Genomic DNA, 13241 nt, shown 5'->3' on the forward strand with positions numbered 1-13241 from the left:
GAGGGAAACAACCCAGACCGTCAGCTAAGGTCCCAAAGTGTATGTTAAGTGGGAAACGATGTGGGAAGGCTAAAACAGCTAGGAGGTTGGCTTAGAAGCAGCCACCCTTTAAAGAAAGCGTAATAGCTCACTAGTCGAGTCGGCCTGCGCGGAAGATGTAACGGGGCTAAACATACCACCGAAGCTACGGCTGCAGACTTTGTCTGCGGGGTAGGGGAGCGTTCTGTAAGTGGCTGAAGGTGTGCCGGGAGGCATGCTGGACATATCAGAAGTGCGAATGCTGACATGAGTAACGACAAGAGGAGTGAAAAACTCCTCCGCCGGAAGACCAAGGGTTCCTATCCCATGTTAATCAGGGTAGGGTGAGTCGACCCCTAAGGCGAGGCTGAAGAGCGTAGTCGATGGGAAACGGGTTAATATTCCCGTACTCGGTATGAATGCGATGGGGGGACGGAGCAGGCTAGGCAAGCATGGCGTTGGTTGTCCATGTGAAAGGCTGTAGGCTGGTGACTTAGGAAAATCCGGGTTGCTAAGGCTGAGAGTCGAGACGAGCCACTAAGGTGGTGAAGTTGTTGATGCCCTACTTCCAGGAAAAGCCTCTAAGCTTCAGTTCATACTGAATCGTACCCTAAACCGACACAGGTGGTCAGGTAGAGAATACTAAGGCGCTTGAGAGAACTCGGGTGAAGGAACTAGGCAAAATTGTACCGTAACTTCGGGAGAAGGTACGCTCTTGTTTGTGAAAGACTTGCTCTGTAAGCAAACGAGAGCCGCAGTGACCAGGTGGCTGGGACTGTTTATTAAAAACACAGCACTGTGCAAAATCGTAAGATGACGTATACGGTGTGACACCTGCCCGGTGCCGGAAGGTTAATTGATGGGGTTAGCTTAGGCGAAGCTCTTGATCGAAGCCCCGGTAAACGGCGGCCGTAACTATAACGGTCCTAAGGTAGCGAAATTCCTTGTCGGGTAAGTTCCGACCTGCACGAATGGTGTAACCATGGCCACGCTGTCTCCACCCGAGACTCAGTGAAATTGAAATCGCAGTGAAGATGCTGTGTACCCGCGGCTAGACGGAAAGACCCCGTGAACCTTTACTACAGCTTGGCACTGAACATTGACCCTACATGTGTAGGATAGGTGGGAGGCTTTGAAGCAGAGACGCTAGTTTCTGTGGAGCCGACCTTGAAATACCACCCTTGTAGTGTTGATGTTCTAACTTAGGCCCCTGAATCGGGGTTGAGGACAGTGCCTGGTGGGTAGTTTGACTGGGGCGGTCTCCTCCCAAAGAGTAACGGAGGAGCACGAAGGTTTGCTAAGTACGGTCGGACATCGTACGGTTAGTGTAATGGTAGAAGCAAGCTTAACTGCGAGACAGACACGTCGAGCAGGTACGAAAGTAGGTCATAGTGATCCGGTGGTTCTGAATGGAAGGGCCATCGCTCAACGGATAAAAGGTACTCCGGGGATAACAGGCTGATACCGCCCAAGAGTTCATATCGACGGCGGTGTTTGGCACCTCGATGTCGGCTCATCACATCCTGGGGCTGAAGTCGGTCCCAAGGGTATGGCTGTTCGCCATTTAAAGTGGTACGCGAGCTGGGTTTAGAACGTCGTGAGACAGTTCGGTCCCTATCTGCCGTGGGCGTTTGAGAATTGAGAGGGGCTGCTCCTAGTACGAGAGGACCGGAGTGGACGAACCGCTGGTGTTCGGGTTGTGATGCCAATTGCATTGCCCGGTAGCTACGTTCGGAACTGATAACCGCTGAAAGCATCTAAGCGGGAAGCAGGCCTCGAGATGAGTTCTCACTTTGACTTAGAGTCAACTGAAGGGCCGTTGAAGACTACAACGTTGATAGGCGAGATGTGGAAGTGCTGTGAGGCATTAAGCTAACTCGTACTAATTACCCGTGAGGCTTAACCATACAACGCCAAAGTGGTTTATAAGCGACAGAAGTTAATAGACTAAAGTAGACAAAAGAATTTAATAGCTTTTTCCGGATTTACATTGATGAGGGAGACTTCATTGATGAACAGAATTTCCTGGTGACTATAGCGTTTTGGACCCACCTGACCCCATGCCGAACTCAGAAGTGAAACAAAACAGCGTCGATGATAGTGTGGATTACCCATGTGAAAGTAGAACATCGCCAGGGCCAAATAAGAGAAACCCGTTGCAGTAATGCAGCGGGTTTTTTGCTATGTGTGATTTGAAAACCTCGCGAGATGAACTCGCTCCCACTCCCACCACAACATAAGCACAGTACAACACGGTAGGAGATGGTTTACCCGCCGATAGGTTGCAAGCGAGAAGCTGCTATGTGGTTTTATGCAATAAGGGCTATAAGGAAGGGTCAATTAACGATATGATGGGTTAAAAACCGGGGATTTAGCGTGTCATTTCATTTAATTGCACTGTTGGTAATATTTGCATTGTTTGGTACTTCAGCCACTTACTTAATTCGCTTTATGTATAGCTATTGGATTAAGAAGCAGCTTGAAGTGAAGTACATTATTAATGCGAGTATTTGTGCGCTGTTAGTGATGGTGATCTCAGTGATCAATGAGCTTATCCGATAACCTGAGTGCTCATCAGTCTATAGAGGCACAGCCTGACAGGTATGGGCAATACATAGTGTTTGTATTGGCATCACAGGTTCACAACTAACCGCTGGCGCTTTTCCTTTGTTATTCAGCTTTTCTTGCTTTGTAATAGCGCTAACGACTGCTTCTACATCTTGCTCATCAGTATGCTTCGTTGAATAGATCAGGTATTCTCTTGGTCCACCACAGGTTAATCGCTCACCTACTCCAATTACTTTACACTGATAGCTTGCATCACATCCTATATTTGCTCTTATATCGCTGAGTGTATGCGTAGCATTCGAGCGACTTGTTGCATCGCTTGGTGTCATTTCACAGCCAGATAACGCCGCAATTAGCGTGCCGATGCAAGCGATAAAAATAGCTAACTTCATTATTGCCTCTAGTAAGTAGGACGACTATTTTCTAGTTTAACACACTTATTTTCAACGCATTGTGTTGCGGGTTCAATTAAATGCTGACAGATACTCATCATCTGATTTTGCATATTATAGGCGCGCTCTAATGTAGTAATTTGCTCCGCTAGCTGCTCAACTTGCGCCTCATCTGCTGATCTTGTTGAATACACTAGATAAGAAGAAGGGCCACCACAGGCACGATCGCCAACGGCAATGACTTTACACTGGGTATCGTTATCACAGCTTTTGTCGGCCACCACGCTTTCCAATGACTGTTTATGGGTTTTGATGTCAGAGGTATCGAGCTTTTTACCATCTTGTTGAATAGGTAAGCTGGCTTCTTTTGATTCTTTAACTTCGGTGTGCTTTTCGCTTACAGGCTTAGTTTCTTGTGCTTTTTGTTCTACAGTTTGTTCTTTAGTTACTTCTTCTTGGCAACCAAACAGCAAAAAGGTTGCAAGTAAAGTGGGGATCATCTTGTTCATTATATGCTCTCCTAATGTTTGCTAATTAAACTACGCAAGTCCTTAAGGAATAGCAAGCTCTGCAGCCTGCATACACTATATGTGATTGCAGGCTGTGAAGGACGGCGCTATAGACCGCCTTTGGTGAGTTTTTGCGGATCGAGTAATGATTGAAGTTTGTCTTCACTCAGATCGGTTTGCTCAGCAGCGACCTCAATGATTGGACGTCCTTCTTTGTAGGCAAGCTTGGCAATTTGTGCTGCTTTTTCATACCCGATCACAGGATTTAACGCGGTAACTAAAATCGGGTTTTTAGCCAGTGCCTTTTGAATATTTTGCTCATTTACTTTAAAGCTTGAGATAGCTTTGTCCGCAAGTAGCCTCGCGGTATTTGAGAGGATCTCAATGCTTTGCAAAATATTTAATGCAATCACAGGCAGCATAACATTCAGCTCAAAATTGCCAGACTGGCCTGCAACACTAATCGTTGCGTCATTACCTATCACTTGAGCACTGGCCATTGCAGCCGCTTCTGGAATAACTGGGTTTACTTTACCTGGCATGATTGAAGAGCCTGGTTGTAGTGCCTCAAGCTCGATTTCACCTAGGCCAGCAAGCGGTCCTGAATTCATCCAGCGCAAGTCATTGGCTATCTTCATTTGTGCTACTGCAAAGGTTTTAAGTTGGCCTGACAGTCCCACAATCGCGTCTTGTGAACCGATATGATAGAAAAAGTTATTGCCTTTACTGAAACGGATCCCGATGTTAGTGCTCAGGTTTTGGCTAAATAATTTAGCGAACTGAGGATCGGCATTAATACCTGTGCCTACCGCTGTTCCACCTTGACCTAACTCGTAAACTTTTTCTAAGGAATGAACAATGCCCTGACAGGCGTTATCTACTTGCGCTTGCCAGCCACTTAATGTTTGTGCAAAGGTCACCGGCATTGCATCCATCAAGTGCGTCCGACCAGTTTTAACGTGATGACCAACTTGCTCTGCTTTTTGTTCAATACTACTAGATAAGTGTTTTAGTGCTGGCAGAAGGTCATACACTGCTGTGATTGCACTACTCACGTGAATCGCTGTTGGGATCACATCGTTTGAGCTTTGGCCCATGTTAACGTCATCATTAGGATGAATTGCGACACCGCTTAATTCAGTCGCCAGCGTGGCGATCACTTCGTTGGCATTCATGTTTGAACTGGTACCAGAGCCAGTCTGAAAGACATCTACCGGAAATTGATCTAAGTGTTTGCCATCAATGAGCTGCTGACAGGCACTCACAATTGCTTTTGCTTTATCACTTGATAGATGGCCAAGGGATTGATTGGTTTCAGCTGCGGCTTGTTTGATATAGGCCAAGGCTTTGATAAAGCTACTTGGCATTGCGATCCCGCTAATAGGAAAGTTATTTACAGCGCGTTGTGTTTGCGCCTTGTAGAGCGCATGCTCAGGAACATCTAATGTTCCCATACTATCGGATTCTTGACGAAATGTAGTCATCGTTGCTCCTAATAAAAAGGGTTAAACTGCTGGCAGGTTTGGCACGCATCTCGCTGGAGCTTCAAAAATTGCCGTGACGAAGTATGGTGATGTTTATAAAACCGTTTTAGTGCCAACAAAGGCTTAAATAATTGATCCATGCATTGTTTACGTATGGCTGTATCAACGAGTGGATCGGCAATCTGTTCTAACAGTTCGGACAATGTATTTTTAAGATAAAGCTCTTGCAGCAGCGGGTTATTATGGCGCTCGTACCATTTCGCCATGCCTATGCCTGCCGAAATATATTCCGCAACCAAGAGCGGCGCCTCGAGTTGTGGTCGCTGGCAGTGGCGATTAAGCTTCGCACGATAAGTTTGTAATAAAGTAGCTAGCTGCATAAATACAAAATCAAACGATGTAATGATAATGGTTATCATTACATCGTTTGGTTGGCAATTCAAGCTTTAGTATTCGCACTGCCAAACAATTTGTTTAGCATTCACCATAGCAGCTCACTATGAGTCTGAAATGAATTTAAGAAAGTGTGATTGAGCTTAATTATAGCCGAGGAGATATTGCTGCTCTGAATGCTCTTTCTCTTGTTCTTCGAGTTGCATCAGGTTAGCGACTTCTTGTCGGTAAGCGCGACTTTTCGTGAAGGTATTTTTACGCTTCTTCAGGACAAGTCCTTCGCTTTTAAGTTGGCTTGGCATTTGGGTGATCTCTGAAATTTTCATGCTCGCTTCTCCTCTTAGTACTCTTTAAACTTAGCAGAAGTTGTACCAAAATAAATTTCTTTTCTAATTTTAATTGCTTAGTGGAAGTTTTAGCTATTTGCCTTGCAATTGAGATAAATTCTTGCCTCAATGGGGCGCATAAATCGATCAAAATAGTGCAAACGGGATGACAAAACCATACTCTCAAGCGTGTGAAAATAATAAACAGCCAATATTAGAAAAGCTCACTCCCTATCTAAATAAACCTTTGGAAGTGCTAGAGGTAGGCTCTGGTACGGGTCAACATGCGGTGCACTTTGCTGCGGCGTTACCGCATTTAACGTGGCAGACGGCGGACAGGGAGGTTAATCACGCAGGTATTCAAGCGTGGCTTGATGACGCCGAGTTAGAAAATGCTTTACCGCCATTGGCGCTAGACTTGTACCATGGGTGGCCTGTTAATCAGCGTTATGATGTGATCTATACCGCTAATACCTTGCACATTGTGTCATCAACACTCGTTGAGCGCTTAATCGCAGGAGTTGGACGACACCTTAAAGAAAGCGGCTACCTGATAGTTTATGGGCCGTTTAATTATCAAGGTGAATTTACCAGCGAGAGTAACCGAGAGTTTGATGCATATTTAAAATCGCAAGACAAAGAGAGTGGCATTCGCGATCAAGAATGGGTATTGGCGCTTGCGGCAGAGCAAGGACTTACACTACAGCAAGACTATGCGATGCCGGCTAATAATCGCTTATTGGTGTTTAAACGGTAGTTTTGCTTGGCACTCGGTAAAGTAATGCCCGAGTGCGTCCGCTTCGCGCTTGGTAAAATCCTCAAGCGCGTGTTGAAAGTCAGATTGAAATAAGCGGTGATACGATTGCCTCCACACCGGCTCAAAACCCCTCACTAACTTGTGCTCGCCTTGAGCACCTGCGTCAAAGACAGCAAGCTGATTAGCAATGGCGTACTCTATGCCTTGATAGTAACATAGCTCAAAATGCAAAAAGTCGTAACTATCCTCAATTGCGCCCCAATAGCGACCATACAAGGTATCACCATCCACAAGATATAAACTGGTGGCAATAATTTCGTGGTTTAAGTAAGCGCAGCAAAGACGAAGCTTATCTGGCATTGAGGTGATAACTTGTTGAAAAAAGTCACGAGAGAGATAGCCTTGGTGCCGCGAGCGTTTAAGATAGGTGAGCTGGTAACTGAGAAAAAAGGCATCAAGTTGTGCTGTGCTTATTTCTCTGCCAACAGTCCAGCTTATGTTAATACCCTGGGCAGTCACAGCTTGGCGTTCTTTCATGACCATTTTACGCTTTCTTGATGTGAGTCGTGCGAGAAAATCATCGAACTCGGCGTAACCTTGATTATGCCAATGAAATTGCACATTGCGGCGCATCGTTAAATGACTCTGAGTGAGAAAATCGCTTTCACGACAAAAGTTTATATGGACTCCACTAATGCCTAGTTGGGCGAGGCTCGTGAGCGTAGCGTCAATATATTCAAGCAAGCAAGAAGATAGACGTTTCGTTAATATTCTTGGCCCTTGAGTGGGCGTAAAGGGGACGCCACATAGCCATTTCGGATAGTAATCTAATCCATGGCGCTCGTAAGCTTCAGCAAAAGCCCAATCAAAAACGTACTCGCCATAAGAGTGCGATTTAATATAGCCTGGTAAAATTGCAATCAACTCGCCTTGGCGTTCAATCATTAGGTGATGCGGTATCCAGCCAGTCTCTTTGCTGGTGCAGCCGCTCAACTCTAATGCAAGCAGCCACGCGTAGCTCGTAAATACATGTGATGGTGAAACACAGTCCCACTGTGCTTCTGTCACTTCAGTCAGGGAATGAATAAACCTGTGTTGGTACTCAGTCATTGTGGCCGTCAAAAAATGCGAGCAGTGCTTGCTCAAAGTTGCTGTAATCAGGGTTAAACGTGATCCGCGCAAGAGCGGTGTATTGCGTCATGCTTTTCTCGTGACGCTCGCCAAAATGGACAGTTTTACCTGTGCGGCAGTTAATGAAGGCTTGGTCTTCTAAGTGGTAACTGGTGCAATTACGATAAGGCCCTTTGCGGCCGTAAAAAATATGTTCAGGTGGCTGCAAAATACCAATATGAGACATATCGACAATGTTGTCGGCTTTCACGCTCCGATAATTCACACCTTGCTTAGTCGATGGCGTTTCCGAGTAGATAAATTGGGTCAATGTTGATTTAGGTTGCCATTTTTCTAGCAGCTTTGCCGTTGCATGATTGTCTATGGTGGTATCGACATCGCTATAGCTGATAAACATCGGTACATCTGGCAAAGTGGTGAGTGATTTGAGTGGCGCCATAGCCTGATGGGCTAACGTTGCGCCATGCCATGGGAAAGATTCATATTTGGCGAAATCCAAGTCAGCGTCTTCATCTATCCAATTGACAAATGGCACGTAATCAATCCACTTGGCTAGCCAACCGTTCTTATTATGTGGCTCTGTGGCGGGTGAGATAAGTGCAACAGAGCCTAAATTATTGGGCTTGTGCTTTGCTATGCTACTCAGCACCAAGGCGGCACCAGTGGAATAACCAAGTACGGAAAAATGCTTAAAATCTTGGCTCGTCTGTGCGATGGCATAATCCGTATGGGTTTGCCAATCGTCAATATCAACTTCGGTTAAATCGCTTGGTGCAGTCGCGTGGCCTGGCAGTAACATGGTTCTGACATTGTATCCTGCTTCATAGAGTGCTGCCGCAAGGTAGTGAAAAGTAAAAGGAGAATCGGTCAGACCATGGATAAGTAAAATGGCGTGATCTTTGTTGTCATGCTCAAGTGAAAATGGCGCGATTAAGTCACTTACCTTGGGGGTTGTCAGGTTGAGTAATGTTGCAGTGGGTGTCATTAACGGGCACGGCAGTGTAGCGCGAGGATTGCGGCTTTCAATAATTTGCTTGGTAGAACGAATATAATCGATATAGTTTTTTATATTCCCTACATCGACGGTGACGGGGCCTTTATCGATTGCTTCGCGGAATAATCCCGACGCTTTGCTCTTGGTGAATAGCGACATATCACTCACTTGGGTAACACAGTCTTGTGCGATGACCAAAGGTGAGGCAAGCAGGCTAAAAGCAAATACTGTGGAGGTAAGGTAGTGGCGCATAGTCGGTCCTTATGAGCATAAAATCACATGCAGTATAGCGAGAACAGATGACGATAAAAATGGTTAGCGGATCGGTAATGTGCGTTTTGCAAAAGTTTGCTTTAGGACAATCGTTGATTCAATCCCGCTAATTACCTTACAGGCGCCCAGTTGATGTTTGGCAAATTGTTCATAGCTGGGCAAATCCTTTGCTACGATTTCCAATAGGTAATCATGACTTCCGGAGATCACCGAACAACTAATCACCTGATCTTCAGATTCCACGTGTTGTTCAAATAAATGCGCTGCGGTTGCGGTATTTTCACTGAGCTTTATAAATGCATAAACCAAAATGCTTAGGTCAACTTGTGCTCTATCCAGTGCCGCATGATAGCCTGAAATTACTCCTGTATCTTGTAAGCGTTTTACGCGTCGAAGACAGGGAGTATCAGAAAGGTTTGCCTTTTCGGCGAGTGAGGCATTACTCAAACGTGCATTATGTTGCAAGGCGTTAAGGAGCAATTTGTCCTTGGTATCTAGATTTACCGACATAAACGAAATAAAAGAGTGATTCTTGCTAATCAGTATTAAACTTTTAGAGAAAATTGGCAAATTATGCTCGTGGTGATTTGCTAGCCTTAACTGTGGAATAATCACGAGAAGTAATCATGAGTCCATTAGCCGTACAATTTGACGCTTGGATTAGAGGTCCGTTTGTCGACCTTAACGACAAGCTTGAACATCTTTATTGGCAGCAGCAGGATAAAGCAAACGTTGAAGGCGTTGGTGAAACGCTAAAAGCACAGTTATTAGAAGAAGGTAATCAACTGATCCAAGCCTTGCTAGAAGAAGGCAATACCGACGAAGGCTTTGAGCAAGCATTCGACTTACTCGGTAACGTTGGTCTATTTATGGCTGCATGCAGACGCCACGAAATTACCGAGCCAAGCCGTGAAAGGGTGTCTCCACTAACACAAGCATCGGCACTGGCTATGCATATTGGTGCCTCTTTGGGAGTTACACCACGCTTCGCAACGGCTCATCTCACCACACACAACCGCGCAATCAACGGCGTGTATAAGCGCTTTACCTCTCATCCGGCAGAGCGCTTATTCATCGACTACAATACTCAGGCCATTCTTGCCTATAAACGTGCGTCCGAATCGTTAATGAAGGTGCATCATTTGGGAATTTCTCATCCCATGTCATTGGTGCTACTCAAACAAGTTAAGCAAGCGCTGCTTGAGGTGATAGAGTCTAATCGAGAGTTATTTAAGGAACTAGATACCGAGGCATTCTTTTATGTTGTACGACCCTATTATAAACCATACCGAGTTGGTAAAGAGGTCTATCGTGGCGCAAACGCTGGAGATTTTGCGGGTATCAATGTTATCGATATGATGTTGGGGTTATGCCCGGCGAACGACATTAGTTACGGTCAAATGCTGGTGGAAAAATTCCTCTATATGATGCCAGAAGACCAAGCAACACTGCGTGAATGCATGCGCACGCCTAATTTAATGGATGCGTTTCTGAGTGCATTGAAAGGGCCGAAAAGTGATTGGTTTGGCCCTGCCTGTAGCTTGTTTATACAAGTGTGTAAGCTGCATGGAGATACGGCCATACAACATCACAATCAACTCGTCGAAAAGTATATCGCCAAACCTTCGCAAGCAATGCAGCAACAGCACTTAAGCAAAGTGACCGCCAGTGGTCCACCGATTGAAGTGTTACTCAAAGAACTCGCAGACTTAAGAGATAGGCGAGCCGCTGCCGAGCGCGCTGATATCTTTACTCGGCATCATGATTTAAAACGATTACGCCAAGCAATAGGGGTTAAGCATGAAGCAATATAGGGATGATTTTCACTTGCCTACGGGTCGCTATTTATTGAGTCATTCCGTTGGTCGTATGTTGAAATCTGCAGCGGAAGATTTCCATCAGCAATTTATGGTGCCGTGGCAACAACAAAATCAAGAGCCTTGGCAGCAGTGGCTAAGCGGTATTGATCGCTTTACCTCAGCCCTAGCTTCCCTATTACACACGGATGCGCGCCTGTTTTGTCCGCAAACAAACCTTTCCAGTGGTTTAACGAAATGGGCGATGAGTTTGCCCGAAAGTGGCATTCGCAAAGTACGCGTATTGATGAGTGAGCAAGACTTCCCCAGCATGGGATTTGCGTTACAAAATGCGCTGGACAATATTGAGATTGTTTATATTCCCGAAGCGATGAATATGCACGACTTAAGTGTGTGGCAGCACTATATTGACGAGCAAATTGATTGGGTATTTGTCAGTCATGTTTATTCGAACAGCGGTCAGCAGGCGCCTGTTGCTGACATCATTAGCCTTGCTAACCAATATGGTTGTCGAAGTATTATTGATATTGCTCAGTCACTTAGTGTATTACCAATAAATTTAAGCGAGTGGGGTGCGGATTGCGTTATCGGCTCTTGTGTGAAATGGAGCTGCGGTGGCCCTGGCGCAGGTTTCATCTGGGTGAATGAGGATGTCTTGCCTTATTGTGAACCAAAAGACGTTGGCTGGTTTTCGCATCAAAATCCATTCGAGTTTGATATTCATCATTTTGCGCTGAGTGAAAGTGCGCTGCGTTTTTGGGGCGGTACTCCAAGTGTGGCACCTTATATCTATGCGGGGCACAGCCTTGGCTATTTTGCCGAGCTTGGGATTGAGCAAGTAAGAGCGTACAACTTTGCTTTGTTATCTCAGTTACAAGCGGCATTGCCTGAATTTTATCGCTCTCCTACAGCACAGAGTGCTTGCTCTGGGACCGCTACTTTGCATTTTGGCTCGCAGCATGAGGCAGTGATGGAGCAGCTTAAGCACGCAGACATTGCTGTGGATAATCGTCGCTACGGTATTCGTGTCTCACCACATATTTATAATAGTCAGGAGGACATCGCGCAGTTGGTGCGAGCTATCAACGAAAGCTAGTTTCCTAACCCTAGTGCTTTTTTGGTCTTCTTCTTCACCGAGCGCCAATGTGTCATTGGTTGCTTGGGCGCGCGCGCTATCAATGCGTTGAAATCAATTTCTTCTGCAAGTACCTCTCCTTGATGCGCCAAGATCACGGAGTGGGGTTGTAGTGCCTCGACTTTGGCAAGAGATTGGCGATACAAGCGTGGATAGAATACCGGAAAAGGCGCAACAAATTGTCCTTTCACTTTTACCGTCAAGTCCGCCACATAGATGCGCTTACTGGGTAGATGATACAAGCTCAAATCTCTATCCGTATGACCGGGTGTGTGTATCGCTTGCCATTCGTTAAAGTAGGGCAAGCTATCACCATCGGCTAGGTAAAAATCTGGTGATAATTGTCTTGGATACCAAAGATTACGTTTGGCCTTGCGCTTTCTCCCTGCAACCCAAAGTGCCAGTGCCATATCGGAGAGGTGCATCATGACACCATCAATACCACGATACCACTGACTGGGGGCATTTGCGGCCGCAATCTTTGCGCCCGTGAGTTTTTTGAGTTTGTGCGCGCCACCGGCATGATCTGGGTGCATATGCGTGACCACAATCAGCTTGAGTGCGCTTAGTGGCTTTTGCAGTTGCAGGATGTAGTTGCAGACCAACTCAACATCGGCACGACAGCAACCGTCGAGTAACAGCAGGCCCGTTTCGTGCTCAACCAGATAAATATGTTGAATATAGCCTTCTAAGACATGGATTTTCATTCGTCACACTCATTTCCCCAATCAGATCTCAACATAGCATAGGTTGAAGACATCTGACCAGTTGTGTGTGGAAGTGATAAATCGCAGACATAAAAAAACCGCAATTAAGCGGTTTTTTTATAAGTGATGGCGGAGAAGGAGGGATTCGAACCCTCGATAGGGCTACAAACCCTATACTCCCTTAGCAGGGGAGCGCCTTCAGCCACTCGGCCACCTCTCCGGCGCAATACTTTAAAAATGGCGGAGAGATAGGGATTTGAACCCTAGATACGCTATTAACGTATGCCGGTTTTCAAGACCGGTGCTTTCAACCACTCAGCCATCTCTCCATGGGCAAAGATAATACTTAGCGATTTAGGCGCTGTAAACCGTTTTTAAACTGTTTGCTTAAAAAATGTGCTAAAAGTGAGGTTTTTTTAAAATTGTGCTAGAAATTAGCGGTTTGACGAAGAGGTTTTGTACAAAAATGCTGGTTGAAGTGGTGCTTTTATGGTCTATTGAAACAAATGCTGACGAGAGCATGGCGGGTTGGGACGCCATGCTCTGTGCAGACTTACTTATACATAATCACGTCTTTTAACGCTAAGTGTTGACCACATACTGCCAACCACTTCGTCCAATTGATACGACGTTGTTTAGTTGGTTGTGTTTGGTTAAACGTGTTTTGTGATGGGCTGCAAGGTGCAGCTGAATTAAGCATGTCTGGCTCCTAATAAGCTATGATTGAAAACAAGGCT

Annotated in this window: 14 protein-coding genes, 2 tRNA genes and 2 rRNA genes (1 of these 18 running past the window's edge); 6 read left to right on the forward strand and 12 right to left on the reverse strand. The window is 45.7% G+C overall.

The annotated features are described in order from the left end of the window. The 3 genes from GSF04_RS05240 to GSF04_RS05250 form a co-directional block, all read left to right on the forward strand. A 23S ribosomal RNA gene (locus GSF04_RS05240) occupies positions 1 to 1925 on the forward strand (it extends 959 nt beyond the left edge of the window). A 117-nt stretch (positions 1926 to 2042) separates the two neighbouring features. Continuing rightward, positions 2043 to 2156, forward strand: a 5S ribosomal RNA gene (rrf, locus tag GSF04_RS05245). Between the two features lie 238 nt (positions 2157 to 2394). Further along, positions 2395 to 2580, forward strand: coding sequence for a hypothetical protein (locus GSF04_RS05250; protein WP_010378060.1), 186 nt, complete (start codon positions 2395 to 2397; stop codon positions 2578 to 2580). 17 nt (positions 2581 to 2597) lie between these two features. On the opposite strand, the gene GSF04_RS05255 is transcribed toward GSF04_RS05250, so the two are convergent. From GSF04_RS05255 to GSF04_RS05275, 5 genes are all read right to left on the reverse strand, one after another. Continuing rightward, on the reverse strand, positions 2598 to 2978 hold the full coding sequence (locus tag GSF04_RS05255) for a hypothetical protein (RefSeq protein WP_211858949.1): 381 nt from the start codon (positions 2976 to 2978) through the stop codon (positions 2598 to 2600). An 8-nt stretch (positions 2979 to 2986) separates the two neighbouring features. Then, a complete protein-coding gene (locus tag GSF04_RS05260) occupies positions 2987 to 3487 on the reverse strand; it encodes a hypothetical protein (RefSeq protein ID WP_211858950.1) in 501 nt (166 codons plus the stop codon). Positions 3488 to 3594: 107 nt separating this feature from the next. Beyond that, a complete protein-coding gene (locus tag GSF04_RS05265; RefSeq protein WP_211858951.1) occupies positions 3595 to 4971 on the reverse strand; it encodes a class II fumarate hydratase in 1377 nt (458 codons plus the stop codon). An 8-nt stretch (positions 4972 to 4979) separates the two neighbouring features. Then, positions 4980 to 5390 (reverse strand): hypothetical protein, encoded by a 411-nt coding sequence (locus tag GSF04_RS05270; RefSeq protein WP_045990608.1) that lies wholly within the window; start codon positions 5388 to 5390, stop codon positions 4980 to 4982. A gap of 117 nt (positions 5391 to 5507) precedes the next feature. Continuing rightward, entirely contained in the window at positions 5508 to 5690 is a 183-nt protein-coding gene (locus GSF04_RS05275) for a hypothetical protein (RefSeq protein ID WP_010378070.1), read from the reverse strand. Positions 5691 to 5856: 166 nt separating this feature from the next. On the opposite strand from GSF04_RS05275, the gene GSF04_RS05280 reads away from it, so the two are divergent. Continuing rightward, positions 5857 to 6447 carry a DUF938 domain-containing protein gene (locus tag GSF04_RS05280; RefSeq protein WP_211858952.1) on the forward strand — a complete coding sequence of 197 codons (591 nt, stop codon included), beginning with the start codon at positions 5857 to 5859 and terminating at the stop codon, positions 6445 to 6447. Here GSF04_RS05280 and GSF04_RS05285 read toward each other — a convergent pair. From GSF04_RS05285 to GSF04_RS05295, 3 genes are all read right to left on the reverse strand, one after another. After that, positions 6427 to 7557: a GNAT family N-acetyltransferase gene (locus tag GSF04_RS05285; RefSeq protein ID WP_211858953.1), complete on the reverse strand. Its 1131-nt coding sequence runs from the start codon at positions 7555 to 7557 to the stop codon at positions 6427 to 6429. The genes GSF04_RS05280 and GSF04_RS05285 overlap by 21 nt on opposite strands. Then, the gene (locus GSF04_RS05290; protein ID WP_211858954.1) at positions 7550 to 8824 is read right to left on the reverse strand and encodes an alpha/beta fold hydrolase; all 1275 of its coding nucleotides are present in this window, start codon (positions 8822 to 8824) and stop codon (positions 7550 to 7552) included. Before GSF04_RS05290 ends, GSF04_RS05285 begins: the two co-directional genes overlap by 8 nt. Before the next feature lie 63 nt (positions 8825 to 8887). After that, positions 8888 to 9355, reverse strand: coding sequence for an Lrp/AsnC family transcriptional regulator (locus tag GSF04_RS05295; protein ID WP_211858955.1), 468 nt, complete (start codon positions 9353 to 9355; stop codon positions 8888 to 8890). Positions 9356 to 9471: 116 nt separating this feature from the next. On the opposite strand from GSF04_RS05295, the gene GSF04_RS05300 reads away from it, so the two are divergent. Both GSF04_RS05300 and GSF04_RS05305 read left to right on the forward strand, forming a co-directional pair. After that, positions 9472 to 10659, forward strand: a complete 1188-nt coding sequence (locus tag GSF04_RS05300; protein ID WP_017219376.1) for a monodechloroaminopyrrolnitrin synthase PrnB family protein — start codon at positions 9472 to 9474, stop codon at positions 10657 to 10659. Then, a complete protein-coding gene (locus tag GSF04_RS05305) occupies positions 10646 to 11758 on the forward strand; it encodes an aminotransferase class V-fold PLP-dependent enzyme (protein ID WP_211858956.1) in 1113 nt (370 codons plus the stop codon). Before GSF04_RS05300 ends, GSF04_RS05305 begins: the two co-directional genes overlap by 14 nt. On the opposite strand, the gene GSF04_RS05310 is transcribed toward GSF04_RS05305, so the two are convergent. The 4 genes from GSF04_RS05310 to GSF04_RS05325 form a co-directional block, all read right to left on the reverse strand. Then, positions 11755 to 12504 carry an MBL fold metallo-hydrolase gene (locus tag GSF04_RS05310; RefSeq protein WP_211858957.1) on the reverse strand — a complete coding sequence of 250 codons (750 nt, stop codon included), beginning with the start codon at positions 12502 to 12504 and terminating at the stop codon, positions 11755 to 11757. The two genes, GSF04_RS05305 and GSF04_RS05310, sit on opposite strands and share 4 nt — an antisense overlap. 127 nt (positions 12505 to 12631) lie before the next feature. Then, positions 12632 to 12724, reverse strand: a tRNA-Ser gene (locus tag GSF04_RS05315). Positions 12725 to 12742: 18 nt separating this feature from the next. Further along, positions 12743 to 12833 (reverse strand) — tRNA-Ser (locus GSF04_RS05320). A gap of 224 nt (positions 12834 to 13057) precedes the next feature. Continuing rightward, entirely contained in the window at positions 13058 to 13204 is a 147-nt protein-coding gene (locus GSF04_RS05325) for a hypothetical protein (RefSeq protein WP_017219379.1), read from the reverse strand. Positions 13205 to 13241 lie beyond the last annotated feature (37 nt).

Origin of the sequence: Pseudoalteromonas sp. A22 (assembly GCF_018141345.1) — a bacterium.
Classification (GTDB): domain Bacteria; phylum Pseudomonadota; class Gammaproteobacteria; order Enterobacterales; family Alteromonadaceae; genus Pseudoalteromonas; species Pseudoalteromonas maricaloris.